This window comes from Rheinheimera sp. (genome assembly GCF_037442525.1).
GTDB lineage: Bacteria > Pseudomonadota > Gammaproteobacteria > Enterobacterales > Alteromonadaceae > Pararheinheimera.
In genome coordinates this window covers 95,013-120,207 of sequence record NZ_JBBIQD010000008.1, presented here as the reverse complement: position 1 = coordinate 120,207, position 25,195 = coordinate 95,013, and the positions used below count along the sequence as shown (strand labels likewise).

The following is a 25,195-nucleotide window of genomic DNA, read 5'->3' as shown; positions in this document are numbered from 1 at the left end:
GGATCAAACCGACAAAACAGTAGCATCGGCTAAAAAATCGTTATATCCTCATTTTTTTAGTGGTTTGTCTGATAACAATAAGAGATGCGCTATTCATGTTTTCTTCTTTGCCTATCAAACATCGGTTATTAATCGGCGCTGTAAGCAGTATTGTTGCTGTTTTACTGCTGATCCCGTCAGAACAAGCCTCAGCGTCCAGAAGTACAGAAACCTCTGAGCTGGAAGTTGGGAAAAGATACAGTCTTGAAGTTCCTATGGTGGAGGAGAAAATTGCCGGACAGCAATTGGGTACCCTGCCGCAGGAAGATAACTCTTTAGAATGGGTCACGGTCGAAGTAAAAAAAGGCGACAACCTGTCGTCTGTGTTCAAAAAAGCCAATTTAGACCAGACAGTCATGCGGGATGTGTTGAGTCTGGGCAAAGAGGTGAAAACCCTGACCCGGATTTTTCCCGGTGAACAAATTGAGTTTGGTCTGAATAACCAGGGGTTATTGCAGGAAATCCGTTACCCGGTCAGCAACCTGAAAACGCTGCGGGTGACCCGCCACGGCGACAATAAATTTGCCGCCGAAGAACTGTTGAAAGAAGTGGAAGTGCGCACTGAGATTGTCAGTGGCGTCATTAACGGTTCATTCTGGAATGCCGGTCTGGAAGCGGGCTTGTCCGAATCCCAAATGCTCACCTTAGCCAACAGCATTTTCAGCTACGACATCGACTTTGGTCTGGATATTAAAGCGGGCGACAGCTTCAGCGTGTTGTTTGAAACCAAATACGCCGACGGCCAGTTTGTCGGCAACGGCGATATTCTGGCAGCGCAATTCCGTAACGAAGGCACCCTGTATCAGGCGGTCAAACACAAAGACGGCGGTTACTACAAACCGGACGGCAAGGCGATGCGTCAGGCGTTCCTGCGGGCGCCGGTCAGCTTCCAGTACGTCAGCTCCAATTTCAATCCAAAACGTTTCCACCCGGTGTTAAAGAAGGTTCGCCCGCATAATGGGGTGGACTATGTGGCCGCGGTCGGCACTCCCATTATGGCGGCCGGTGATGGCAAAGTCATTGCATCCACTTACAACGGTGTGAATGGCAACTATGTGTTTGTTCAGCATAAAAACAATATAGTGACCAAGTACCTGCACCTGTCCAAACGGGATGTGAAAAAAGGTGAAACTGTACGTCAGGGCCAGGTGATTGGTCGTTTGGGCGGCACAGGCCGGGTCACCGGCGCTCACTTGCACTATGAATTTGTGGTCGGTGGTGTACACCGTAATCCACGTACAGTGAAACTGCCGCAGGCCGAGCCGCTGTCAAACAAAGACCGCTTAGCTTTTGTGGCTCAGGCGCAACAACTGATCGCTCAGTTGGATACTCACGAACGTAGCATGACTGCTGCGGCAGAATAATGTCGCAGCTTTATGTCGGTATTATGTCCGGCACCAGTCTCGATGGGATCGATCTGGTGCTGGTCGATTTCTCCCCCCCTGCCCCTGTACTTGTCCGGACACATCACTGTGCCTTCCCAGCGGCATTACGCCAGCAGTTGTTCACCTTAAGTCAACCCGGCGCCAATGAAATTGACTGTTTAGGTCTGGCAGAAGCTCAGTTGGCAGAGGCCTATGCGACCGCCACCCTGCAGTTGCTGGAGCGTGCCGGCGTCACAGCGTCCGCCGTCAAAGCCATTGGTTGCCATGGTCAAACCATACGACACAGGCCTGACGGCCATTATGGCTTTAGCTACCAGGCCGGTGATATGTTCAGGCTGGCGGTGCAAAGCCAAATCCGGGTCATTTCAAAGTTCAGGCAAAAAGATATGGCATTGGGTGGCCAGGGTGCTCCGCTGGTCCCGGCTTTTCACAAGGCAGTCTTTGCCAGCCCTACAGAAGCACGGGCTGTAGTCAATATTGGCGGCATTGCCAACGCCACCCTGCTGCGCCCGGGCCAGCCGGTCACCGGCTTTGACACAGGACCAGGCAATTGCCTGATGGATTTATGGGTTCAACAGCACGGCCTGGGACCTTATGATCAGAACGGCGATTTTGCCGCTTCCGGCCAGCTGCATGCGGGGCTGCTGCAGTCCTTGTGGCAAGACCCTTATTTCAGCCGCTCAGGCCCCAAAAGCACAGGGCGCGAACACTTTAACCAGCAGTGGCTAAATAAGGCCCTGAAAGATTTTGCTCTGCCAGCAGCCGATGTGCAGCGCACTCTGACCCGCTTTACCGCAGAAACCATCATGGCCGCCTTACCGAAGAATGTGGCTCAACTCTACCTCTGTGGTGGCGGCGCCTACAACGCACAGCTGGTACGGGAGCTGCAGCAATTAAGGCCTGCCGCCGCTGTTGACAGCACCAAAGCGCTGGGCATAGACCCAAACTGGGTGGAAGCCATGGCTTTTGCCTGGCTGGCTTTTGCTTATGATCAGAAGCTTCCTGGCAATCTGCCCGAAGTGACAGGGGCCAGCAAAGCCACTGTGCTTGGCATCGAATTCAGCTATTAAAAAACCAATAAAAAAGCCGCAATCGCGGCTTCTTTATTGGGATTACGCCTTACAAATTTTCGCTGATTTGCTGCGCCAGTTGGTGCCAGCCCTGCCCCAATGTCTGCACGGCCACCGCATAACCATCATCCGGCAGGGGCAGACTCAGGCTGAAGCTTTGTTGTTTCAGCTCAGCCCCGTTGAGCAAATGCATACGGGCGCTGATCAGCACCTGACCTGTGCTGCTGATCTGAAACTGGCTGACCTGCACCGTCAGGCGTAAATCACTGGCTGAACTGGCTTCGCTGGCAATCTGGTAATCAGGCCTGAGTTTCGACAGTTGTGCCACTAAACTGCGGGTCAGTTGTTGGTCCAATGGCTCAGCCCACTGATGCAAACGGGTTGGGTTCAGTTCTACCTCAGACTGCTGATAAATCAGTGCATTGGTATTGAGGAAACTCGCCACCTGCACAGGTTCCAGCACCAGGCGTTTTTGTGCCTCTGCAGTAAAAGCCGGTTGCACTTCAGGCAACAGGTAATACTGAATGGTCGGCGCAGAGCTGCTGCAGGCAGTCAGCAGCATCACAGTTGCGTACACAGAAAATCTGATCATTTCGATGCCTCCGGCTCTGGATCATCAGCAGGTTCGGCCGAAAAAATCAGCGCATTACTCTGACTGTTCATGGTTTTAATCACAGGCTGTAAATCACGTAATAGCTGGTCCATCGCCTGCAGATTGCTGTTCAGTTTTTCGTAAGCCGGGGCGCCGGGGGCAAAACCGGCCATAGTCCGGCGCAGCTCCAGCAGGGTTTTTTGCATGTCCTGTGGCAACTCCTTCACCTGCTGGCTGCCCACCAGCGCGTCAAGTGACCGGAGCAGTGCGTCGGCGTTTTTCAGCATTTGCTCACTTTGCAGCAGCGTCTGTTCGCTTTGTTTCAGCACAGACTCGACCGGCAGCTGGTTCAGTTTATCCAGCACCTGCAAAATTTTCTGTTCTATATTCGCCAATCCGCTGGGAGAGGTCGGCAGCAGTTTGTGGCCCGCCAGTTCTGGTAACTGATAGCCGGGCACCATCCCTTCCTGGCTCTGAAAATCTGCTTTAGCCGTCGTCGACACGTCCACCTCTGAGTTATCTGCATCCGCGGCAAGAGCAGGCACGGCGGGGGCCTGTTTCGTCAGTTTGGTGTCAGTACGCACCAGCTCGATGTACAAGGCGCCGGTTAACAGACTGCCGGTTTTTAACACGGCCCGCAGGCCCTGTTGCACCGCCTGCTCCAGTTCAGATTCCAATAGTTTTAACGTCAAATCACCGGCCAGCCGACCAGACTCCAGCCGGATCAACACCGGAATGCCCTGGTTAAAGGCCACATCCAATGGGTTTTTCAGCTGAAAGAAATATGGCGCTGCCGCCACAGTACCAATACGGATCCCTTTGTATTCAATGGGTGCCCCCGGGCTTAAACCGCGGATGGATTCATCAAACAACAGCACGTATTCCAGGTAATCCGTGTACAAGCCTTCCTGAATACTCTTCTGGTTTTTAAACAGCTGAAATTGCGTGTTACTGGCCACCTTGTCGCCAACAGGCCAGCCTTCGAGCACATCAAAATGCACCCCGCCACTCAGTAAAGTCGCAATGGATGCCAGTTCAACCCGAATACCCTGCGCCGACATATCCAACGCCATACCACTGGCCTGCCAGAACCGCACGTTTTCAGTGACCAGGCTGTCATAAGGAGCGCGCACAAACAGCTGATACTGCATATGGCCAGCTTTGGCATCAAATTCACTGCGTTCCACAGTTCCCACCGCATAACCGTGATACAGCACAGGATCACCGACCGCCAATGCAGTGGCATCGTCACTGAGCAACTGCACCCGCACGCCTGCGGCATCAGCCGGTGCTATGGGCGGGCTGTCCAGCAATTCGAAATAATACTTCTGTACATCGGTTTTCCTGCCTGGCTGCAGCTCAATATAAGCACCAGATAACAAAGTATTCAGACCACTGACGCCACCACGGCCTATGGTCGGTTTGACGACCCAAAGCTGAGTATCTTCATTGAGCAAACCTTCAACGCCTGGGTCGAGCTGGGCTTTGACCAGCACTTTGCTCAGGTCCTCCGACAACTGCACAGATTCCACCCGGCCTATATCGACACTGCGGCTTTTGATCTGGGTTTTGCCTGCCACTATACCTTCGGCATTCAAGGTCACCAGAGTAATGACCGGCCCCTGGTTTTTCTGGGTGTAATACAACATCCAGATCCCTATGGCGATTGCAATAAAAGGCACTATCCAGATCGGTGACAACTGGCGGATTTTTTTCACTGCCGCCACCCTGTTCTGTGTTTTAGCCACCCTGTTCCTCCACAGTTTGTTGTTTTCGCTGATCCCACAGCAAGCGGGGATCAAAACTCATGGCTGCCAGCATTGTGGTGATCACCACGCAGGCAAACACCAATGCCCCCATACCAGGATACACACCCATTAATAAATCAAACCGGACCAAAGCCGCCAGTATAGCCACCACCAGCACATCCACCATAGACCAGCGACCTATCCAGTCGACCACCAGATAGACCCGGGTAGAGAGCAATTGCCGCTTGTGACCAGGCAAAGCCGCCAGATAACAAAGCCAGAACATAATGGCAATTTTCAGCACTGGGATCACCACACTGGCCAGCAGGATAATAATGGCCACTGGGTAAGCCCCGTCGCGCCACATCAGAATGATGCCGCTGATAATGGTGGACTGAATGCTGCTGCCCAGAGACACAGTTTCCATAATAGGCAGCAGGTTAGCCGGAATATACAGCACTGCAGCGGTGAGCAGCCAGGCCAGGGTTTTTTGCAGACTGTATGGTTCACGCAGCACCACTTTGGTGCCACAACGGCCACAAAACTTTTGCTCCACCGCCACTATGGCGGTACAGCAGCTGCAACTGGCCAGATTCAGTGCAATGCCATTGCGACCAGCCATTTCTGCGGCTGCCGGTTGTGGCGCTGGCGCAATGGACTGCCAGAGTGCATGGCGGTCAATCACCTGAAAGGTGCGTAAATGCAATAAACAAAACAGGCAAAAGGCCCAGAAGCTCATGCCGAGCGAAATATCGGCATACACCACCAGTTTGACAAAAGCGACCAGAACACCAATCAGGAAAATATCGACCATGCTCCAGGGCTTCAGCAGATACAGCACTCTGGCCGTCCAGACCAAGCCCCTCAATGGCCAGATCATGCCCAGCTTCAGATAGATCACCGCCAGCATGCACAGGGCCGGCACCGCCTGAATAAAAAGCCAGACCAGCACCGCCAGCCATTGATGCTGCTCTTCAAACAACACAGAGGAGGTGTCAATAAAATCCATAAAGTGGCTGTTACCCGCCACATTCATACCAATAAAAGGAAACAGGTTCGACAGCACCAGCATCAGTAAGGCACTGAGGGCATACAAAATGGGTCGTAGCACCGGGTCTTTTTGCCGCATATCCAGCAAATAACCGCAACGGCTGCAAGCGGCTTCCTGGCCCACCTGAAGCGGTGGCAACTGCTGCAGCAGATCACAATGACGGCACAATACCAGCTCATGCGGATGAGCTGTCTCCTTATGCACACTGGTCAAAGCCAGGTTCTCCGTCAAAACCACACCTCTGGTCATAGGTACTCAGACAGCCATTGTAAAAGTTTGACCGGATAAAACAAAGCCACCCGAAGGTGGCTTTTGGTTTTGTTTTTCTGCAGTACTATTTTTGCACGTTGTAACTCTGGCCAAAAATTTTGCCAAAGAAACTGTCTTTTAACCAGACCGGACGTTGCGGCGCATTGGCCACTTCAGTCGCAATGGCGTAGTTCAGGTCGGCAAATAAAGCGCCGGCATCGTAGCGGATAGCGCCAAAATCAGCCGTCAGGCCTGCGACATCGTCGCTTGGCTTGTGGTAGTGTTTGGCAAAAAACTTGCCCCAGACTTCACCGCCCTTTTGTTTCGGGTCCTGTGACGTAAAACCCGTCATCAGGAACACCGAAGGCACACCTTTCTGCACCAGAGTGTAGTGGTCGGAGCGGGTAAAAATAGCCTGTTCCGGCATAGGGTCTGCACTTTGTTTAATGCCCACCGACGCGGCCGCTTTATCCACCACAGCCCCCAGGCTGGAATGATTGGCACCAAACGCCACCACATCGGCAAACGGATACAGCAGCACCGGCATGTCCAGGTTTACGTTCGCCACCAGTTTGTCGATAGGGCGGGTCGGGTAATGGGCAAAATAATCCGCGCCCAATAAACCTTTTTCTTCCCCTGTCACAGCGACAAATAAAATGGAACGTTTGGGTTTTGCTGGCGCCTGACTGAACAAACGGGCCGTTTCCAGCAGAATGCCAACACCGGCGGCATTGTCCATCAGGCCATTGTTGATTTTATCTTTGCTGCGTACGTCATTGCTCAAACCAATATGGTCGGAGTGCGCTGTGACCACCACATATTCGTCTTTTAATTGTGGGTCTGAACCTGGCAGCACGGCCGCCACATTCGGGCTCTGAATCTCTTCCAGGGTGGATTCACGGTGCAGACTGACTTCACCTTTTAACGCAAAACCTTTTGGATGTTGGCCCGCGTCCATCTGGGCAAACACAGCATCCAGGCTTTCTGCTGCACCTTCAAACAAGGTTTTGGCCGTGTCGGTGTGCAGGTAAGCCCCCCCTTTCAGCTCTTTATGCTCGCCTTCAACAGAACCATCTTTATGCACCCAACCCATGCTTGGGCTGTTCAGATACAAAATGCTGGTGGCGTAAGGCCGTACTTTTTCACGTTCCGGTGTATGAATGGTCAGAATGCCGACAGCGCCATGTTCAGCCGCCAGTTTGCCTTTCAGACTTTGAATATGCGCGGCTTCTTCACTCGGCAGTGACTTAGGCCGGCCACTGAGCATCACCACAATTTTGCCTTTGACGTCCAGGCCCTGGTAATCGTTAATGCCAAACTCTTCCGATACCAGACCATAACCAACAAACATCAGACCGGCTTTCACCTGCGACACAGCCTCACTCAGACTGGGGCCGGTAAAAAACTGATTTGGGTAGCCAAAGTCAGTGGTTTTGCCATTCACCGTCAGGCTCATTTTGGCACTGCCCGGCTTCAGCAAAGCTTTGCGCATAGGTACGGTTTGAAAATAACCTTGTTCACCGGCTGGAGCCAGGCCCAAAGCCTGCAATTGGGTGGCAATATAGTGTGAAGCAATCTGATGCCCCCGGCTGCCAGTATCACGTCCTTCCAGGCTGTCATCCGCTAAAAAGGTCATATGAGCTTCTATGGCGGTCGCACTGGCTTTGGCCAAAGGTGCCGGGTTCTGGCTGGTTTGCTGGCAACCTGCCAGCAGCAATGCCGCTGTGGCGGCAGCAAGTAGAGATAATTTCATCGCTGTTCCTTTAAAAAATTCAGGGGCCGCAGCCCCTGAACAGGTCGTTTCTCTTGTTGGTTTAATTCGTATCTTGGTAGCGCTGCTGGTATTTGTCCCGCAGCTGGGTGTGCCGGCTGGATAAATCCACCTGACGACCGTCAATCCATAAATAACGGACCTTGTGCCCCAGATAGTCAAAAATGTCACCGTCTGACACCACTAAAGTGGCCGCTTTGCCCACTTCAATACTGCCTATTTTATCAGCCACCCCGGCAATAGCAGCGGCGTCAAGTGTAACAGAACGTAACGCAACCTCTTTGTCCAGCCCGTAACTGATCGCCTGACCTGCCGCAAACACCACGTTGCGGGTGTCCCAGTAGCCATCCAGTGACAAAGCGAACTTCACCCCTGCTTTGGCCAGCTGTGCCGGCGTGCGGAACGACTGGTTGCTGGCTTCATCGGCCCGTTCAGGAATACCGTAAGGCGTGGTGTAAATCACCGACACCTTGGCTGCAGCCAGTTGCGGCGCAATACGCCAGGCGTCACGGCCTCCGACAAAGGTCATGGCAAAACCGTATTGTTTTTGCAGCTGCAGGGCCTGCTCCATCTGGCGCTGATCATCCGCGTGCACAAAAACCGGTTTCTGACCGGCAAATACCGGGATCATCGCCTGCCAACGCGAATCCACAGCCACATCAGTGCCTGCGTTGACAGCATCGGCATAGGCTTTGGCGGTTTGAAAGTAGCGATAAAGCTGCGCTAAGTCTTTGGCGCTTTGTTTACGGATATCCTCCGGTTTTTGTGGCCGCCAGGGGCTGGTTTGTAAATCCGCTTTTGGCCATTTCAGATGCAGCGCCACCGAATCTGAGACTGTCGCATCCTGCCAGTTCCAGGCGTCCAGTTGCATCAGCGCTGACTGGCCCATCAGCATTGAGCCATTGGGGTACACCATACTGTAAGCAAAGCCATTGGCCCGAATGGTTGGGATCACTTCCGAATCGGCGTTGTAAGCAATTTGTGCTTTCAGGTCCGGGTTGGTCTGAGTCACTTCGGTGGTGTCGTCTGTCGAGCGTACCGCTTCAATTTCGGTCAATCCCAGCTGGTTTGCCAGTGCAATCAGCCCCGGGTACAGATGCTTACCTGTTAAATCCACCACTGTCGCGCCGGCTGGTGCTGTTAAATCTGTGCCAACAGCACTGATTTTGCCGTCCACCAGCAACACATCCGTGTTGTTCAGAGTGCCTTGGGTCACCGTATGCACTGTGGCATCCGTCAACAAAACAGGCGCCGACTGCGGTGCAGCCGGAACCACATCGTTGGCCATCACGCCGCTGCTGAATGCAGCCAGCAGAGCCAGTTTGAATACTGATAATTTCATCGCAGACTCCTTAGTGGCTATGGCCAATCAACTGATAACCGCCAACAGTCATCAGGTCGTGGTTATCTTCACAATGCCAGACCGGGTTGTTCGCCTTGTAACTGGCACCTGAACCTGCTTTGTCTTTGTCAGGTGCATTCAGCACTTTTTGGATCAGTTGCTGCTTTTCGGCTGCGACCTGCTGTTGCATCAGTTCATCCTGCTGCTGTGAGTAATACATAGCCCCTTCAATCCAGGTGGATTTGGCCTGAGCGTACACCGACAGCGGGTTGGCAGTCCAAATCACAAAGTCAGCCTGTTTGCCTTCTTCAATGGAGCCCACTTTGTGGTCAATTTTCAGCTGTTTGGCCGGATTAATGGTGGCCATATTCAATGCCGCCTGTTCATCCATGCCACAGTACACCACGGCTTTAGCCGCTTCCTGGTTCAGTCGGCGTTGCAGGTCAGGGCTGTCCGAATTGATGCTGGTCAGCACCCCTTGTTGCTGCATCAGACAGACGTTGTAAGGAATGGCATCCTGCACTTCCATTTTATAGGCCCACCAGTCGGCAAAACTGGAAGCGCTGGCACCATGTTTTTTCATCTCGTCGGCCACTTTGTAGCCTTCCAGAATGTGGGTAAAGGTGGTGATGTTAAAGCCCATTTCTTCAGCCAGTTTGATAATCATCAGGATTTCAGAAGCCACATAGGAATGCACATGAATAAAACGTTGTTTATCCAGAATCTCCACCAAGGCATTTAAGCGATAGTCCGGCCGTGGTGCGGCAGTTTTGGCTTTCTCCGAACGGGATAAATCCCCGTAAGCCGCCAGCTGGGCCTTGTACTCTTTCGCCGCCTGGAACGCATCACGGATAATAGTGTCCACGCCAATGCGGGTTTGCGGATACCGGATGGTAAAAGCTTCCCCCCAGTTGGCCTGTTTGACGTTTTCACCCAAGGCAAACTTGATGCTCGGTGGTGCGCCTTTAAATTTCAGTTGCGGCGCGCTGTCGCCCCAACGCAGCTGAATGATCTGTGCCTGGCCCCCAATTGGGTTGGCACTGCCGTGCAACAGTTGAGCTGTGGTGGTACCGCCTGCCAAACCGCGGTAAATATTGATATCGTCGGCGTCCAGCACATCGCCAATACGCACCTCGGAGGTAATGGCATCCGACCCCTCGTTCACGCCCTGATCAACCGCAATATGCGAGTGTTCGTCAATAATACCGGCGGTCACATGCAGGCCTGTGGCGTCAATGACCGTAAAACCTGAAGGGGTTTTCAGGTTCTGGCCAATTTTGACAAAGCGGCCGTCTTCCACCAGCAGATCGGTGTTTTCCAGCTTGCCGGCTGCTGCGGAGGTCCAGACCGTGGCATTCTTAATATGCACATTTTGCTGCCTGGCTTTGGTCATCACGCCGTAAGCACGGTTTGGTGTGGTCAGGCTGGACAGCAGGGTGATGTCAGGTTTCGCTGCTTTTTTATCCTCAGTTTTAGCGGCCGGCTGGCGTGCGCTGCTGACAGGGTAGCGCTGGCCATCCGCCATCACTAAAGTACCGGTCAGCACATTGCCGTCCAGCACACCGCTGAACTGAACCACCCCAGTCCCCTGCTCCAGCGCTTTCAGATCCAGGCTGAACTGCAGCTGGTTACGCTGATTCAGCACATGGCTGAGTTTGCTTTCTTTCCCTGCAACATTCACTTTTCCTTCCACTTTGCCGTCTTTGTCCGTCAGCTGCACCGGCACACTCAGGCCTGCCGCCGACAACGTATAAGTGCCGGCAAATTGCGGCATATCCATGGCTTTAAACTGCTGTTGCTGACCGCGGATCCAGGTCGCCACAATTTCACCGTCGGCGAATAAATCGCCTTTACTGACCACTAAATCGGCCAGGTAACCAGGCGCTACCTTGCCCAATTGTGCTTCCAGCCCCAGCCACTTTGCCGGTACTGTGGTTAACGCCGCTAACGCTTGCTGTTCACTCAGGCCATACTGCACGGCTTTACGCAAGTTCGGCCAGAATTGTTCTGGTTTTTCCAGCTTGTGTAGGGTCAGCGCAAACGGAATTTCAGCTTTGGCCAGTGCCGCCGCGTTGGCAGGCGCCCTTTCCCAGTGTCGCAATTGCGCCAGCTCCACATCCAGTTGGTCGTTTAGCTGCTGTACATTTGGCGCCGCCGGGAAGGCCAGCGGCAGAATGACTGAGCGGCCTGAAGCTTTCAGCTCTGCCAGACGGTTGTATTCATAGCCCGTGCCCACCAGGCTGGCTTTGCTGATACCAAATTCTTTCAGCAGCAGATCCGCGCGCAGCAGCGCCTGATCGTCGGTCACTTCGAACACCACACCTTGTTGTGACAACTGACCTAAAGCCGCCAGATCGGCATTAAACTCAACCGGCTGGTTGTAAAAACGCCAGTCGGTTTTGCCATGCGCCTGCGCGTACCAGCTGGCGTCCGACAGGGTCTGACGAATCAGCGCAATACTGCCCATCAGTGACGATGGATAGCTTTGCTGTGAGCTGCCTTTGCTAAAGGCCATAAACTGGTTGCCCGTGCTTTTGATCACCGCTTCGTTTGGTAAGCCTGGCAGCAATGACGCCACAAAAGCCTGACCGCGAAAAATACCGTCCTGACGGGCGGACTGCACTGTGGTAAAGCCCTGCTGCTGGTAACTCCTGGCCTGTTCTGCATCGGGTTTAAATTGGTCCACCCAGTTCAGGCGGGCATGAATAGCGGCATTGCTGGCGTTGCCACCCTGCCGTTCATTGCTGTAGTTCGGCTTGCGGCCAAAGCTGAACCCTTCACCTTTGCCGGCTTTTGGCACCCCATACTGGCTGAACAGGTCAATAAAACCCGGGTAAATGTAATAACCGCTGGCATCAATTTGCTGATAACCGGCCGGTACAGCGGCATCGCCGCCCACCCGGATAATTTTTCCGTCTTGAATCAATACCGTGGCGTTATCCAGGCGTTTGCCCGGCTCTGTCACCACTGTGGCATTGGTGAAGGCATACCAGTGCAGGGATTTGTCGCGGATCCCCTGCACAGGTGTCGTCTGGTCGGCATGGGCAGCAGGCACAAGCGCGCAAAGCAAGGCCGTACTGCACAATGACAGTCGTAATCTGGTCATGAATTGTTCCTGGTTTAATTAGTAGTGTCAGGGCCTTCAGGCGTCAGCGGCCTGATGGACCAGAGGCTGATAGTTCAGGTTATACAGCTCTTGTTCTGCTTTGGGCATACTGAAGTAATAGCCCTGAACCAGGTAGCAAGCATTATTATTTAAGAACTCGATCTGCTCCGCAGTCTCCACCCCTTCAGCCACCACCCTCAGGTTCATTTTTTGCGCCATCGCAATAATGGCGGCAACAATGTCCATATCATTGGTGTCTTCCGGAATGTCTTTCACAAAAGAGCGGTCGATTTTCAGCTCGTCTACCGGGAAACGTTTTAAGTAACTCAGCGAAGAATAGCCTGTACCAAAGTCGTCGATAGATAAAGCCACACCGAGCTGTTTTAACTCATTTAGTTGGGTAATAGCCGCATCGGTATCCCCCATTAACATGGATTCTGTGATTTCAAAAGTCAGTGACTGCGGTCTGGCGCCGGTTCTTTGTAAAATACGCTCAACCATAGCCGCCAGACTCTGGTCCGAAAATTGCCGCGCCGACAGATTCACCGCAATGGTGACATCATGCCCCTTACTTTGCTGACGACTGATAAAACGGCAGGCTTCCCAGATCACCCATTCACCTATTTCAACAATCAAGCCTGTGCTTTCCGCCACCGGAATAAAACGCAGCGGCGGGATCATACTGCCATCGGGCCTGATCCAGCGCAGCAGTGCCTCATAACCAATAATTTTATGGCTGCGGATATCAATTTTCGGCTGGTAAAACAGCACAAACTGATGCTCACGTATCGCCTCACGCAACTGGGTTTCAATCAGCAGTTTTTCTTTGGCGGCGTCGTTCAGATCCTGACTGAAGAAATGGTACGTATTTTTGCCACGGGCTTTGGCTTCGTACATGGCCAGGTCTGCATGCTTGAGCAGCAACTCTTCATCGGCGGCGTCTTCGGGCGCTATGGTGATACCTATGCTGGCACTGATCGCCACTTCCTCACCGGCCAGTTTCACCGGGGCTGCAAAACTTTGTTGCAGGTTTTCTGCGGTCCTGGCGGCCTGCTCACGGTCTTTCACCCCACTCAAAATCACCGCAAACTCGTCGCCGCCCAGCCGGGCTATGGTGTCTTCTTCACGTAACCTGGAGATCAACCGCCGCGCCACTTCTTTGAGCAGCTCATCACCCGAATCATGGCCGAGAGTATCGTTAATCCGCTTAAATTCATCCAGATCAAAGTACAACAAGGCAAAGTGGTAGTAGCCTCTGGACGCCATCGCTATCGCTTTTCGCAACTGGTCACGGAAATAACTGCGGTTGGCAATGCCGGTCAGCACATCGTAGTACGCCAGCTGTTCCATTTTGCGCTGGCTCTCTTTGATAAACGAAATATCCTGCATAGCACAGACATAATTGCTCAACTCACCTTTTTCATCGCGGATAGGCGCTATCGCCAGCGACACCCATAGCTTACGCTCAGCATGTTGCATCAGCATATCGCCGCGCCAGTGATGGCGTTCCTGCAGTGTCTGAGCAATCTCTTCACCGACAAAAAACATTTCCACCGCAAACAAGGCCGACAAGGGTTGGTGTTGGAGTTGCTCTGCACTGGAGCCAATCAGCTCCAGCATAAAGGGGTTGGCGTATTCAATACGCAAGGATTTGTCAGTCAGCACTATGCCTGAACTGGAAAACGCCACAGCTTTGGTCAGTTTACGGGTGGCCCGCTCGGCTTCCTCTTTTTCCTGAATCCTGCGGTTCAGGCCAGTAATGAGTTGATGAATTTCTTCAGACATTGAGTTAAACGCTTGATTCAATAGTCCAATTTCATCCGTACTTTGGTCCAGCTCAGGCAACTGACCGTCACCCCGGCTTAATTGCTGCACAGCACCGGATAACCGGGTCAGGCGTTTTAAAATAAACTGGTAGATAAAAAACTGCAGCGACAGTGCCACCACTACAGCCACGGCCAGAAAGGTCAGCATCAGGTTGTCACGAAAATCATCCAGCCCGGCCAACACCACTTCTTTGTCCTGGTACAGGGTTAAATACCAGCCGAGCCGCTCTATTTTGGCGTTGGCCACCAGGTAACCCGGCAAATCAGCCTGTTGTTGCCACTGTTCAGGCTGGCGGACCAGTTGCTCAATATAATTGGCTAATTCCGGCTGACGGGGTTTAACCGCCGAATAATCGGTTGGGAAGTTCGGTCTGGAAAGATCGACAACAGGTTTGTTGCCCTCCACCAGTAAATTGCCTTTCTGGTCGTACAACAAAGCCCGCACACCGGTGGCGGTCTGATCCATCGCCGCGAGATTGACAAATAATTCATCCAGCACAAAGTCGGTGCCTGTAATCCCCAGAAACTCATCCTGCCGATACAGCGGCACCACCAGGCTGGTCATCCACTTTTGCCAGATCGGATCGTAATAAATTTCGGTCCAGCGCGGCAGGCGATTCGGGTTTTGTTCTGGTGTACCGATGCGGTAGAACACTTCACTGGTAATAGGATGATCCACCGGCACTTCCAGCGCCCAATCGGATGGCGCTATCCTGACCATGCCCTTCGTGGAGATAAAGTAGAAACTGAAGAAATCTTCCAGCAACAGAGGTGCCAGCTGTTGCCACAATGGCCCGGTTTGTTGCAACCAAAATTTGTGTTGTTCATCCAAGACCGCCGCTGGTAAAAACGCGGCGGAAATCTCGTCCTGAATGCGGATACTGCCATCGGCGGCTACAGTCAGCTCCTGGTCAGGTGCTTTGAGCTGTGGAAAACGGCTGACCACGGCGTTGGCGCTTAACGCTATTTTTTCCCGCGCCAGAAATTCGGCATCCAGTTGCCGCGCATACTTGGCAACTTGTAGCTTAAGCTCTTGTTTTTCTTGCCCTAAAAGCACATGGTGCTGCAGTTGCATAACGGCATAGGCAATAGCCGCACTGGCGGTAAAGGTGAGTAAAAACACCAGCACCGCAAAGCGGATGCTTAAGGAGTGGATACCATCGGGTTTGTGAAAATTGACGTCTTTCACTTCATTTCCTGAGTTGACAGTGGCTGTTGCCAACTGTAATGCTCAATGCATGCGGGTCAGGTGACTGCACTCATTATTGCATCAAATTCCAACAAATGAGAATCAAGCCAATGAAAAATCTGTTATTTCTAGTTGCTCTTTCCGCTACATCTGCCGGTGCTCTGGCAGCCAGCGCTTTTACTGATGCTGAAGATGCGGTCAGCTACCGCCAGCACAGTTTTCAGCTGATCCGGCATAACTTTGCCGATATAGGTGACATGGTGAAAGGTCAGGTGCCTTTTGATGCCGAGCGCGCCAAACGCCGTGCTGCAGCTTTGGCCAGCCTGACCAGCCTTCCTTGGGAAGCGTTTGAAGTACCGGGCGCCGACAAAGCCAAAAGTGAAGCCAAAGCTGAAATCTGGCAGAACCTGCAGGATTTTAAGCAAAAAGCGGAGAAGTTTCAGGCCGATGCAGCGGCATTGAATACCGCTGCCGCGTCTGGCTCACTGGATCAAATCAAACCTGCGGTGATGGCCTTTGCCAAAAACTGCAAAGGCTGTCACGACCAGTACAAAGCCGACTAAGGGCTGGAGCTCCGTCTTACAGCAGGGTCTGCTGAAACAGCGGCCCCTGCCACCAGACAAAAACTGTCAGGATCAGCACCACCAGGATCAGATAGACCCAAAAGGGCTTTTCTGCCGGCTGAGGCATCTCAGATTGTTGTTTACCTGTGAACATGGCCGCAAGAGTTCCGTCACGCCGCACGGCATGCAGCAACGCCGCTGCGATATGAATGGCAATAAAACCGAGCAGAAGATTAAAGCCATTGTGGTGCCACCAGCCAGCCAGAGACGCCAGACCGGAAGGCACAACACTGTAGAGCGGGCCTTCAGTAAAGACCTCATCCGTCGTCATCAGACCGCTGACAAACTGCAGCAACATCAGCACCATCAGCGCCAGCACCATATAAGCAGATAAACCTTTGTGACCCAGACCTTTTTTAGCCTGATCCCAGTTTCTCAGCGCCTGAAAGGGTTTTTGCACAAAATGACTGAAGCGTGCAGTTTCGCTGCCAACAAATGCCCAGACCAGTCGAGCCAGCAACACAGCGGCCAGGCTGTAAGCCAGCACCTGATGCCATTCCATCATGCCCTGCTCTGCGGTCCACCAAAGCCCGCCCAGCAGCAACACCTGGCTCCAGTGATAAAACCGCACCGCCTTGTCCCAGACCCGTACCACTTTCATCTTTTGATCACCCTCTTTATGATAAGACGTTGATTTTAACCGATTGGATACAAAAACCTATGCGTTGGCTGAAATGGATCCTGCTCTCGTTATTTAGTTTGGCTTTAGTTAGCCTGCTGTCACTTTACCTGGCACTGAAGTCAAATCAACCCCAGTACGACGGCTTGGTCCAGGGTGCCGTTGAACACCAGGTCGAGCTCAGCCGAGACGCCCAGGGTTACCTGAGCATTTCGGCACAAAACCGCAGCGATGCTTCGTATGCACTGGGCTTCAGCCATGCGCAGGAACGCTTTTTCCAGATGGATTTATTACGCCGCAACGCCGCAGGCGAGCTGTCAGAGCTCTTTGGTGAAATGGCGCTGGATTTGGATCAAAAACGCCGGATGCATCGCTTCAGACACAGGGCAGAACTTGGTTATGAAGCGCTGGCCGCCGAGCAAAAACAGCTGCTCGACCGTTACACAGCAGGGGTGAACGAAGGCTTACACCAACTGGGCCTGCCGCCTTTCGAATACTGGCTGTTGCAAAGCAGCCCAAGAGTCTGGTCTCCAGCCGATTCGTTTCTGGTGCTGTACAGCATGTTTCTCGATTTACAGGGCAGCGAAGGCAAAGACGAGCTGGCGATGGGCTTGATAAAACAGAAGTTGCCCGCAGACTGGTATCAATTCCTGATGCAGCACAGCCCCGACTGGCAGGCTGCAATGGATGGTTCCGAAGTGACCGCTATCCCTCTGCCAGCAAGCCCCTACCCGACTGTACTGAAACAACAGAGTGCCTGCTCAGATTGTGGTCTGTTTGACAGCCGCGACATTGGCTCGAATAACTTTGCCGTCGCTGGCAGCCGCACTGCCGACGGTCGCGCTATTCTGGCCGACGATATGCATTTGGGGATCAGGGTGCCTGGCACCTGGTTCAAAGCCCGGTTGCAATGGCAACAGGAAGGCAAAACCAAATGGGTGGCGGGTGTCACATTGCCTGGCACACCGGCTGTGGTGGCGGGCAGTAACGGCCGTATTGCCTGGGGCTTTACCAACAGCACAGCGGACTGGACTGATGTCATTGCACTGAAACTGGATGAGAAAGCCGAACGTTATCAAACCGATGATGGCTGGCAGGAGTTTAAGTACCAGAATGAAGTGATTAAGGTGAAAGGCCAACCTGATCTGGTCCGTCAATACAAAGAAACCATTTGGGGCCCCGTCATGCCAGAACCTTTTGCCGGTTATGCGCTGCGTTGGGTCGCTCATGACCCGCAGGGCGCCAATTTTAATTTGTTGCAACTGGAACAGGCTGACAGCGCCAAAGCTGCGTTACAAATTGCCACCACAGTGGGGGTGCCCACCCAAAACCTGCTGGTGGCCGATGACCGGGGCGTGATTGGCTGGACCCTGATTGGAGCCCTGCCTGAGCGCCAACTGACCGACATGGACACTCCACAGGATTGGAGCACAGGGAAAAACCGCTGGATGGGTTACCATAACGCCAAAGCCTACCCCACCATTCTGCAGCCTCAATCAGGCCAGCTCTGGACAGCCAACAGCCGGATGATTGGGGGCGAGCAGTTAGCGCTGATTGGCAATGGCGGCTACGACCTTGGCGCCAGGGGCCAGCAAATCCGGGATAGCCTGACGGCTCAGGCACAACACTCCGAACAAAGCCTGCATCAAATTCAACTCGATCACAGAGCGCTGATGCTGGCCCGCTGGCAACAGCTGCTACTGAACCAGGTGCTCACTCCGGACTTTATTGCAGAGCATCAACTGGCCGCGTACCGGGACTATGTAATGAAAGATGCCAGCGCAGCCAGTATCAGTTCGGTTGGCTATAGCCTGGTCCGCTCTTTCCGGGCCAAGACTATTGAATTGGCCTTTGCCTCTTTGACTGCACTGCTGGAAGAAAACCGGCTCAGTGGCCGCGACCTGAAATTTTCACTGGAAACCGCAACCTGGGCGCTGTTGCAGCAGCCACGGCCAGATACAGTACCTGCCGGCTTTGACAGCTGGAAAGCCTTGTTGCAACGCGCTGTGCTGGACAGTAAAAATGCGCTGGAACAACAACAGGGCAACCTGGCACAGGCCACCTGGGGCGCGCTGAACACCAGTCAGATTAATCATCCGCTGGGTTCGGCCATTCCTGTGTTGGGCGACTGGCTGAATATGCCGGCCATGCCAATGAACGGCGACAGTCATATGCCGCGGGTGCAAAACAAGGTGCATGGTCAGTCTGAGCGGATGGTGGTGTCTCCCGGCCATGAAGAAGATGGTTTACTGGTGATCCCGGCGGGCCAGTCTGGTCACCCGTTGTCGCCTTTTTATCAGGCCGATCACGCCTTCTGGTTACACGAAAAATGGCTGGGCTTTTTGCCTGGGGAAACCACCTATTTATTAAAGATTGAACCTAAAGCTTGACTTTAGACGTCTAGACTGATTATTTTGCTGACTATGAAAACAATTTTAACCGCTCGCTTTTTTCGCCTCTTTACCACCCCAACGGGGAGGCGGTAAGTCGCGCGCGCGTGATAAACCTGAAAACCTCCCTCAGTGGGAGGTTTTTTTTTGCCAAAGGATCAACACCATGAGTCATGATTTAGACCAAATCCGCAAGGATATCAGCAGTACCGATCAGCAACTGCTGCAACTGCTGTCCAGCCGCCGTCAGCTCGCGCTTTCTGTTGCCGACGCCAAACTGGCGCAAAACAAACCTATCCGCGATCAGAAACGTGAGCAGGAACTGCTGGTGTCCCTGATTGAAAAAGGCAAAAGCCTGGGTCTGGACGCTCAATACATCACCAAAATTTACCATGTGATTATTGAAGACTCTGTGCTGCAGCAGCAGGCCAAAGTGCAGGGCCAGCTCAATGGAGCCAATGGCCCTGTGGCGCGGGTTGCTTTCCTTGGCCGACAGGGGTCTTACAGTTACTGGGCGACTCAGAAGTACTTTACCCGCCGCGCTGAAACTCTGATTGAAATTGGGTGCGACAGTTTTAACGAAATTGTGCAGTCGGTGGAAACCGGCCATGCCGATTACGCCGTGCTGCCGATTGAAAACACCTCGTCCGGCAGCATTAATGAAGTCTATGATCTGCTGCAGCACACCCGTTTGTCTATTGTCGGCGAGCTGACCCACCCGATAGAGCATTGTCTGCTTGGCATTGCCGGCACTGAACTCAGTAAAATCCGCACTATTTGCGCCCACCCTCAGGTGATTGCCCAGTGCAGTCAGTACCTGCAGGGGCTGTCCAGTGTAAAAATTGAGTACTGTGACGCCTCATCCGACGCCTTTAACAGAGTACGCCAGGCGCAGGACCAGGCTGTGGTTGCTATTGGCGGTGAAGAAGGCGGCAAGCTTTATGGTCTGGAGGTATTAGGCCGTGGCCTGGCGAACCAGAAAGACAATGTCAGCCGCTTTATTGTGGTGGCCCGTAAAGCCATTCAGGTGGATAAAGCCATTCCGGCCAAAACCACTTTTATCATGTATACGGGCCAGCAGCCGGGCGCCTTGGTGGATGCACTGACCGTACTGAAACAACATGGCATCAGTATGGGCAAACTGGAATCCAGGCCTATTCCGGGCAACCCGTGGGAAGAAATGTTTTATGTGGATGTGTACGCCAATCTGAATGACTACGCGATGACCAGAGCGCTGGATGAACTGAACCGGATCACCCGCTTTGTCAAAGTGTTGGGCTGCTACCCCAGTGAAGATATCAGCCCAACCCTGCCGCCACACAGCTAAGCTCCATTCTGCTGAGTCAGAGTGGAATGCTCTGCCCCTTTTGCGCTATCTGACACTGCAGGCCCTGCTCCAGCATCCGCTGTTGCAGCGCCTGTTGCGCTTTCGGCTCGCCATGCACCAGATAAAACTGCGGTTGTCCGCCAATAGCACTGGACCAGCTTAACAACTGGCTTTGACCCGCGTGGGCGGAAAAGCCGCCAATCGTATGAATTTGCGCTTTCACTGCAATCTGCTGACCAAAAAGCCGGACCCGTTTTTCCCCATCCACCAATTGCCTGCCCAAGGTGCCCTGCGCCTGAAAACCAACAAAAATAATGTGATTCGCCGCTTTCCATAAATTGTGCTTCAGATGATGCACAATGCGCCCGCCATTGCACATGCCGGAACCGGCAATAATAATAGCGCCAGAACTGACGCGGTTCAGCGCAGCCGACTCCTCGGCTGTAGCAGACAACCGCAATACAGGCAGGAAACTTTGCAGATCCCTGGCGCCGTAACGTTCCAGTAGTCTGGTGTCCTTCGGGTCAAACTCATCCATCAGGCGCGAATAAATTTTGGTGATCTCAATGGCCATCGGGCTGTCCAGCACCACCATTTTCTGCTTCAGCCGTTTTTGCTGGTACAGCAAGCCGAGGTAATACAGAATTTCCTGACTGCGCCCCAGCGCAAAAGCCGGAATAAACACATTGCCACCTGCGGCGTAGGCGTTATCCAAAGCCTCTGCAAATTCATCCAGAGTGCGGTTCAATGGCTGGTGGTTGCGGTCCCCGTAGGTACTCTCCATCAGCACTATGTCGGCCATCGCGACCTTGCTTGGGTCAGGCATCAGCACCGTCGCCGGATTGCCCAAATCGCCGGAAAATACCAGCCGCCGGCTGGCTTTACCATTCTTCAGCTGCAGCTGTACTATGGCGGACCCCAGAATATGGCCGGCGTCAAGAAACTCCAGCTCAATGGCTTCGGTGACACTGTGCTTCTGCCGGTAACCAACCGGCTGCGTTTGCTCCAGCACCTGCACCACATCACGCACCGCCATCACCGGGTCCAGTAAACTTTTCCCCTGACGGGCGCGCTGGCGGTTCTGCCATTCCAAATCTTTCAGATACAGCTGCACTGAATCTTTCAGCAAGACGCCAAGCAACAAAGCTGTGCCCTCAGTGCAGCAGATTTTTCCGCGAAAACCGCGCGCCACCAACAACGGCAACAAACCACTGTGGTCAATATGGGCGTGGGACAGGATCACTGCATCAATGTCTTTTGGCCGGAACGGGAAACTGAATTTGTGCCATTCCCGAATTTGATCGGCCCCCTGACTCATGCCGCAATCCAGCAACACCCGTCTGGCACCTATACGCAGTAAATAGCAGGACCCAGTGACTTGTTCAGCGGCACCATAAAAGGTCAAACTGGCATCTAATGGCATACTTATCTCCCTGTTGGTGATAGAGATTGTTATAACCCAGCTTTGAACGCTTAAGATTAGCCTATATCAAAGTATTGATTCATTTCTGAATTTTTGACGGAGCCCTTATGTCAGACAGCAACTTACTGCACCAGCGTCATTTGCTTTCAGCCAGCGAAGCCGACGGACACAGCCAGGGCCTGCAGGCCCATCCGTCCTACCGGCTGGCCTTCAGTGACAAAGACTTTCTGATGCAGGACGAATTGCGCCATGTCCGTCTGCAGCTGGAATACCTCAAACCGCAACTGGTGATGGAACAGTATCAGGTGCAGGCCACCATAGTGGTGTTCGGCAGTGCCCGCTTTTTATCGCCGGAGCAGGCCGCAGAAAACCTGCAGCAGGCTCAGGCCCGGCAGGCAGCAACGCCCACCGACAGCAGGCTACTGCAGCAGTTACGTCAGGCACAGCGGGATCAGAAGAACAGCCGCTACTACGATGCTGCCCGTCGTTTTTCGCACCTGGTCACCGAACACAGCAGGCAACACCCAGAAAACGCTGTGATGGTGATCAGCGGAGGCGGACCTGGCGTGATGGAAGCGGCAAACCGTGGTGCTTACGAAGCGGGCGGCCAGAGTATAGGGCTGAATATAGTGCTGCCGCATGAACAGCGGCCAAACCCTTACATCACCCCTGAGTTTTGCTTTCAGTTTCACTATTTTGCCATTCGCAAAATGCATTTCCTGCAACGGGCCCGCGCCCTGGTCGCCTTTCCTGGTGGTTTTGGCACCCTGGATGAGTTGTTTGAAACTTTAACGCTGCTGCAGACCGGCAAAGCCCGTCAGGTGCCGGTGATTTTGTACGATAAAGCCTTCTGGACCCGGTTAATCAATTTTGACATGCTGGTCGAGGAAGGATTGATCAAAGCCGACGACTTGCAACTGATCCAATTTGTCGACAGCCCGGAGCAAGCCTGGCAGGCCATTTGTGGCTGCTATCAGTTGTAACAAAGGCCGCGAAGCGGCCTTGTGGGTTATTTCTGTTCGGCCAGCGGAGTGCTGTAAGCCAGCTCCATATCCCAGGGCAGCTGGATCCAGGTGTCCTGTTCAATGTCCGTCACATAGAGATCCACCAAGGGTTTGCCCTGGGGTTTGGCATACACAGTCACAAAACAGGCGGTCGGGAATAACTCACGCAATGCCCTGGCGGTTTCCCCCGTATCCACCAGGTCGTCCACCACCAGCAATCGTGGGCTGTCACGCAATGCGGCATTTTTCAGTATGGTCAGCTCACGTTGTTGATCATGGTCATAGCTGGACACACAGATGCTGTCCACCACCCGGATATTCAGCTCACGCGCCAGAATAGCCGCTGGCACCAGACCGCCACGGCTGACCGCCACTATGCTGTCAAACTCACGGCCCAGCAGGTTCTTTGCCAGCTCTTTGGTCGCACGATGGAAGGCTTCCCAGGACACATAAAACATTTTGTTGCTTGTCAGCGACATTGCAAGGCTCCTTAAATCAGTTCCAGCGCTATTTCGACCATATCGTTGAAGGACGTCTGGCGCAGCTCCGCACTTAAGGCTTCGCCGGTACGGATATGGTCACTGACCGTCATGATCGCCAGTGACTTGATACCAAACTCGGCGGCCACACCATACAAGCCGGCCCCTTCCATTTCCACACCCAGCACACCGTATTTTTCCAGACGGTCAAACAGCGTCGGATCCGGGTTGTAAAACAGATCCGAGGTAAACACATTACCGACATGGGTCGGAATTTGTTTGGCACGGGCCGCCTGCACGGCTTTTTCCAGCAGACCATAATCGGCCAAAGCGGCAAAATCCAGGTTGCCGCCCAGACGGTTGCGGTTGACCATCGAGTCGGTGCTGGCGCCCATCGCAATCACCACATCACGCACTTTGACATCCAGTGGCAAGGCGCCGCAGGAGCCAATACGGATAATGTTTTTCACGCCATAAAACTTCACCAGCTCAGTGGCATAAATCGACATGGAAGGAACGCCCATCCCAGAACCCTGCACACTGACTTTTTTGCCTTTGTAAGTGCCGGTGTAGCCATACATATTGCGTACTGTGCTAATCAGCTGCACATCCGTTAAAAAGGTATCAGCAATATGTTTGGCACGCAGCGGATCACCCGGCATTAATACGGTGTCTGCAAAAGCCCCTTCGGGCGCATTGATATGAGGAGTAGCCATAAGAGTCCTGAATTAATTTAAAAATGACTGGCCATAGCTCAGAGGCTGCAGCCCAAAATAATCTGCCAGCGTCTGGCCCATATCGGCAAAACTCTGACGTTCACCCAACTCACGGGCTGGTTGGAATTTATTGAACCACAGCACAGGAACATATTCACGGGTGTGCTCAGTCCCAGGCCAGGTCGGATCACAGCCATGGTCGGCTGTCAGCAGCATCACAGCATCCTGATCCAGCGCCGCCATCAGTTCCGGTAACCGGCTGTCAAAATACTCCAGCGCTTCGCCATACCCAATAGGGTCACGGCGATGGCCATAATTCTGGTCAAAATCGACCAGGTTGGTAAATACAATGCTGTGGTCCGGCGCCTGCGCCATTTCCTGCAAGGTCTTATCCACCAGAGCGGCAAGCCCAGTGGCTTTGACTTCTTTGCTGATGCCCTGATGAGCATAGATATCGGCAATTTTTCCGATACTGATCACTGTGCCTCCGGCCTGGGTCAGCATATCCAGCACTGTCGGAGCTGGCGGTAATACCGAATAATCTTTGCGGTTGCCGGTGCGGGCATAGTTGTCGGCCGCAGTGCCAAGAAAGGGCCGTGCTATCACCCGGCCTATGTTGTAGCTGTCCAAAAGCTCTCGCGCGACTTCACAGAACTGGTACAACCGCTCCAGGCCAAAATGCTCTTCATGAGCGGCCACCTGAAACACGCTGTCGGCTGAGGTGTAACAAATCGGCATGCCGCTACGGATATGCTCATCCCCCAGCTTCACCAGAATGTCGGTGCCCGAAGCATGGCAGTTACCTAAAATGCCGGGCACGCCAGTGCGGCGCACCAGCTCATCTATTAATGCGGCAGGAAAGCTGTTGGTTTTGTCATGAAAATAGCCCCAGTCAAATAACACTGGAACGCCAGCAATTTCCCAGTGGCCACTGGGTGTGTCTTTGCCACTGGACAACTCGCGGGCAAAGCCGTAACTGCCTGAGATCTCTGCACTGTCTTCCACCAACGCCAATTCACCACTGGCCGCCAAACCTGCTTTGACTAAACCCAGGCGGGCCAGATTCGGCAACTGCAGCTGACGGCCCTTCTCAGCAAAAAATGCTTTACTGATGCTGGCAAACGTATTGGCCCCGGCGTCGCCAAACGAGGCTGCATCCGGCGCACTGCCGACACCAAAACTGTCCAGGACCAGAATCACCGCCTTCTTCATGACATCGTACCTCGATTGCTTTTTACTCTGCGTC

At 53.3% G+C, this 25,195-nt stretch carries 18 protein-coding genes; 6 read left to right on the top strand and 12 right to left on the bottom strand.

Going from position 1 to position 25,195, the window contains the following annotated elements; genetic code table 11:
- Nucleotides 1–95: 95 nt before the first annotated feature.
- Nucleotides 96–1,403, top strand: coding sequence for a peptidoglycan DD-metalloendopeptidase family protein (locus WKJ03_RS12935; protein ID WP_337842630.1), 1,308 nt, complete (start codon nt 96–98; stop codon nt 1,401–1,403).
- Complete coding sequence (locus WKJ03_RS12930) at nt 1,403–2,494, top strand: anhydro-N-acetylmuramic acid kinase (RefSeq protein WP_337842629.1); 1,092 nt, start codon at nt 1,403–1,405, stop codon at nt 2,492–2,494. The genes WKJ03_RS12935 and WKJ03_RS12930 overlap by 1 nt, the downstream gene beginning before the upstream one ends.
- A gap of 49 nt (nt 2,495–2,543) precedes the next feature.
- On the opposite strand, the gene WKJ03_RS12925 is transcribed toward WKJ03_RS12930, so the two are convergent.
- The 7 genes from WKJ03_RS12925 to WKJ03_RS12895 all read right to left on the bottom strand — a co-directional run bounded on the left by WKJ03_RS12925 (nt 2,544) and on the right by WKJ03_RS12895 (nt 15,368).
- Entirely contained in the window at nt 2,544–3,086 is a 543-nt protein-coding gene (locus WKJ03_RS12925) for an ABC-type transport auxiliary lipoprotein family protein (RefSeq protein ID WP_337842628.1), read from the bottom strand.
- Entirely contained in the window at nt 3,083–4,834 is a 1,752-nt protein-coding gene (gene pqiB / locus WKJ03_RS12920; RefSeq protein WP_337842627.1) for an intermembrane transport protein PqiB, read from the bottom strand. Before pqiB ends, WKJ03_RS12925 begins: the two co-directional genes overlap by 4 nt.
- The gene (locus WKJ03_RS12915) at nt 4,827–6,116 is read right to left on the bottom strand and encodes a PqiA/YebS family transporter subunit (protein ID WP_337842626.1); all 1,290 of its coding nucleotides are present in this window, start codon (nt 6,114–6,116) and stop codon (nt 4,827–4,829) included. Before WKJ03_RS12915 ends, pqiB begins: the two co-directional genes overlap by 8 nt.
- 103 nt (nt 6,117–6,219) lie before the next feature.
- Nucleotides 6,220–7,887 carry a M28 family metallopeptidase gene (locus tag WKJ03_RS12910; RefSeq protein WP_337842625.1) on the bottom strand — a complete coding sequence of 556 codons (1,668 nt, stop codon included), beginning with the start codon at nt 7,885–7,887 and terminating at the stop codon, nt 6,220–6,222.
- A 61-nt stretch (nt 7,888–7,948) separates the two neighbouring features.
- Nucleotides 7,949–9,247, bottom strand: a complete 1,299-nt coding sequence (locus WKJ03_RS12905) for an amidohydrolase family protein (RefSeq protein WP_337842624.1) — start codon at nt 9,245–9,247, stop codon at nt 7,949–7,951.
- A 10-nt stretch (nt 9,248–9,257) separates the two neighbouring features.
- Nucleotides 9,258–12,353, bottom strand: a complete 3,096-nt coding sequence (locus WKJ03_RS12900; protein ID WP_337842623.1) for an amidohydrolase family protein — start codon at nt 12,351–12,353, stop codon at nt 9,258–9,260.
- A gap of 36 nt (nt 12,354–12,389) precedes the next feature.
- Nucleotides 12,390–15,368 (bottom strand): EAL domain-containing protein, encoded by a 2,979-nt coding sequence (locus WKJ03_RS12895; protein ID WP_337842622.1) that lies wholly within the window; start codon nt 15,366–15,368, stop codon nt 12,390–12,392.
- Between the two features lie 110 nt (nt 15,369–15,478).
- On the opposite strand from WKJ03_RS12895, the gene WKJ03_RS12890 reads away from it, so the two are divergent.
- Nucleotides 15,479–15,931, top strand: a complete 453-nt coding sequence (locus WKJ03_RS12890) for a cytochrome c (protein WP_337842621.1) — start codon at nt 15,479–15,481, stop codon at nt 15,929–15,931.
- A gap of 16 nt (nt 15,932–15,947) precedes the next feature.
- On the opposite strand, the gene WKJ03_RS12885 is transcribed toward WKJ03_RS12890, so the two are convergent.
- On the bottom strand, nt 15,948–16,592 hold the full coding sequence (locus WKJ03_RS12885) for a cytochrome b/b6 domain-containing protein (RefSeq protein WP_337842620.1): 645 nt from the start codon (nt 16,590–16,592) through the stop codon (nt 15,948–15,950).
- Nucleotides 16,593–16,651: 59 nt separating this feature from the next.
- Between WKJ03_RS12885 and WKJ03_RS12880 the strand changes: the two genes are divergently transcribed.
- Together WKJ03_RS12880 and WKJ03_RS12875 are read left to right on the top strand one after the other, a co-directional pair.
- Entirely contained in the window at nt 16,652–19,000 is a 2,349-nt protein-coding gene (locus tag WKJ03_RS12880) for a penicillin acylase family protein (protein WP_337842619.1), read from the top strand.
- A 166-nt stretch (nt 19,001–19,166) separates the two neighbouring features.
- Complete coding sequence (locus tag WKJ03_RS12875) at nt 19,167–20,327, top strand: chorismate mutase (RefSeq protein ID WP_337842618.1); 1,161 nt, start codon at nt 19,167–19,169, stop codon at nt 20,325–20,327.
- 16 nt (nt 20,328–20,343) lie between these two features.
- Here the strand turns inward: WKJ03_RS12875 and WKJ03_RS12870 are convergent, their stop codons facing one another.
- On the bottom strand, nt 20,344–21,750 hold the full coding sequence (locus WKJ03_RS12870) for an MBL fold metallo-hydrolase (RefSeq protein ID WP_337842617.1): 1,407 nt from the start codon (nt 21,748–21,750) through the stop codon (nt 20,344–20,346).
- Nucleotides 21,751–21,857: 107 nt separating this feature from the next.
- Here WKJ03_RS12870 and WKJ03_RS12865 point away from each other — a divergent pair, with 107 nt between their 5' ends.
- On the top strand, nt 21,858–22,733 hold the full coding sequence (locus WKJ03_RS12865; protein ID WP_337842616.1) for a TIGR00730 family Rossman fold protein: 876 nt from the start codon (nt 21,858–21,860) through the stop codon (nt 22,731–22,733).
- 26 nt (nt 22,734–22,759) lie between these two features.
- On the opposite strand, the gene gpt is transcribed toward WKJ03_RS12865, so the two are convergent.
- The 3 genes from gpt to WKJ03_RS12850 are packed head-to-tail and all read right to left on the bottom strand — an operon-like array spanning nt 22,760 to nt 25,161.
- Complete coding sequence (gene gpt, locus WKJ03_RS12860) at nt 22,760–23,233, bottom strand: xanthine phosphoribosyltransferase (RefSeq protein ID WP_337842615.1); 474 nt, start codon at nt 23,231–23,233, stop codon at nt 22,760–22,762.
- A gap of 11 nt (nt 23,234–23,244) precedes the next feature.
- Nucleotides 23,245–23,949, bottom strand: a complete 705-nt coding sequence (gene deoD / locus WKJ03_RS12855; RefSeq protein ID WP_337842614.1) for a purine-nucleoside phosphorylase — start codon at nt 23,947–23,949, stop codon at nt 23,245–23,247.
- A 12-nt stretch (nt 23,950–23,961) separates the two neighbouring features.
- Nucleotides 23,962–25,161, bottom strand: a complete 1,200-nt coding sequence (locus tag WKJ03_RS12850; protein ID WP_337842613.1) for a phosphopentomutase — start codon at nt 25,159–25,161, stop codon at nt 23,962–23,964.
- Nucleotides 25,162–25,195: the final 34 nt, after the last annotated feature.

Bases quoted from the DNA above. Each gene is read 5' to 3' on its own strand.
- WKJ03_RS12930 (WP_337842629.1), top strand. From the start codon at position 1,403: ATGTCGCAGCTTTATGTCGGTATTATGTCCGGCACCAGTCTCGATGGG.
- WKJ03_RS12850 (WP_337842613.1), bottom strand. From the start codon at position 25,161: ATGAAGAAGGCGGTGATTCTGGTCCTGGACAGTTTTGGTGTCGGCAGT.
- WKJ03_RS12880 (WP_337842619.1), top strand. From the start codon at position 16,652: ATGCGTTGGCTGAAATGGATCCTGCTCTCGTTATTTAGTTTGGCTTTA.
- WKJ03_RS12905 (WP_337842624.1), bottom strand. From the start codon at position 9,247: ATGAAATTATCAGTATTCAAACTGGCTCTGCTGGCTGCATTCAGCAGC.
- WKJ03_RS12875 (WP_337842618.1), top strand. From the start codon at position 19,167: ATGAGTCATGATTTAGACCAAATCCGCAAGGATATCAGCAGTACCGAT.
- WKJ03_RS12935 (WP_337842630.1), top strand. From the start codon at position 96: ATGTTTTCTTCTTTGCCTATCAAACATCGGTTATTAATCGGCGCTGTA.
- WKJ03_RS12910 (WP_337842625.1), bottom strand. From the start codon at position 7,887: ATGAAATTATCTCTACTTGCTGCCGCCACAGCGGCATTGCTGCTGGCA.
- WKJ03_RS12870 (WP_337842617.1), bottom strand. From the start codon at position 21,750: ATGCCATTAGATGCCAGTTTGACCTTTTATGGTGCCGCTGAACAAGTC.
- WKJ03_RS12925 (WP_337842628.1), bottom strand. From the start codon at position 3,086: ATGATCAGATTTTCTGTGTACGCAACTGTGATGCTGCTGACTGCCTGC.
- WKJ03_RS12890 (WP_337842621.1), top strand. From the start codon at position 15,479: ATGAAAAATCTGTTATTTCTAGTTGCTCTTTCCGCTACATCTGCCGGT.
- WKJ03_RS12900 (WP_337842623.1), bottom strand. From the start codon at position 12,353: ATGACCAGATTACGACTGTCATTGTGCAGTACGGCCTTGCTTTGCGCG.
- deoD (WP_337842614.1), bottom strand. From the start codon at position 23,949: ATGGCTACTCCTCATATCAATGCGCCCGAAGGGGCTTTTGCAGACACC.
- WKJ03_RS12865 (WP_337842616.1), top strand. From the start codon at position 21,858: ATGTCAGACAGCAACTTACTGCACCAGCGTCATTTGCTTTCAGCCAGC.
- WKJ03_RS12885 (WP_337842620.1), bottom strand. From the start codon at position 16,592: ATGAAAGTGGTACGGGTCTGGGACAAGGCGGTGCGGTTTTATCACTGG.
- gpt (WP_337842615.1), bottom strand. From the start codon at position 23,233: ATGTCGCTGACAAGCAACAAAATGTTTTATGTGTCCTGGGAAGCCTTC.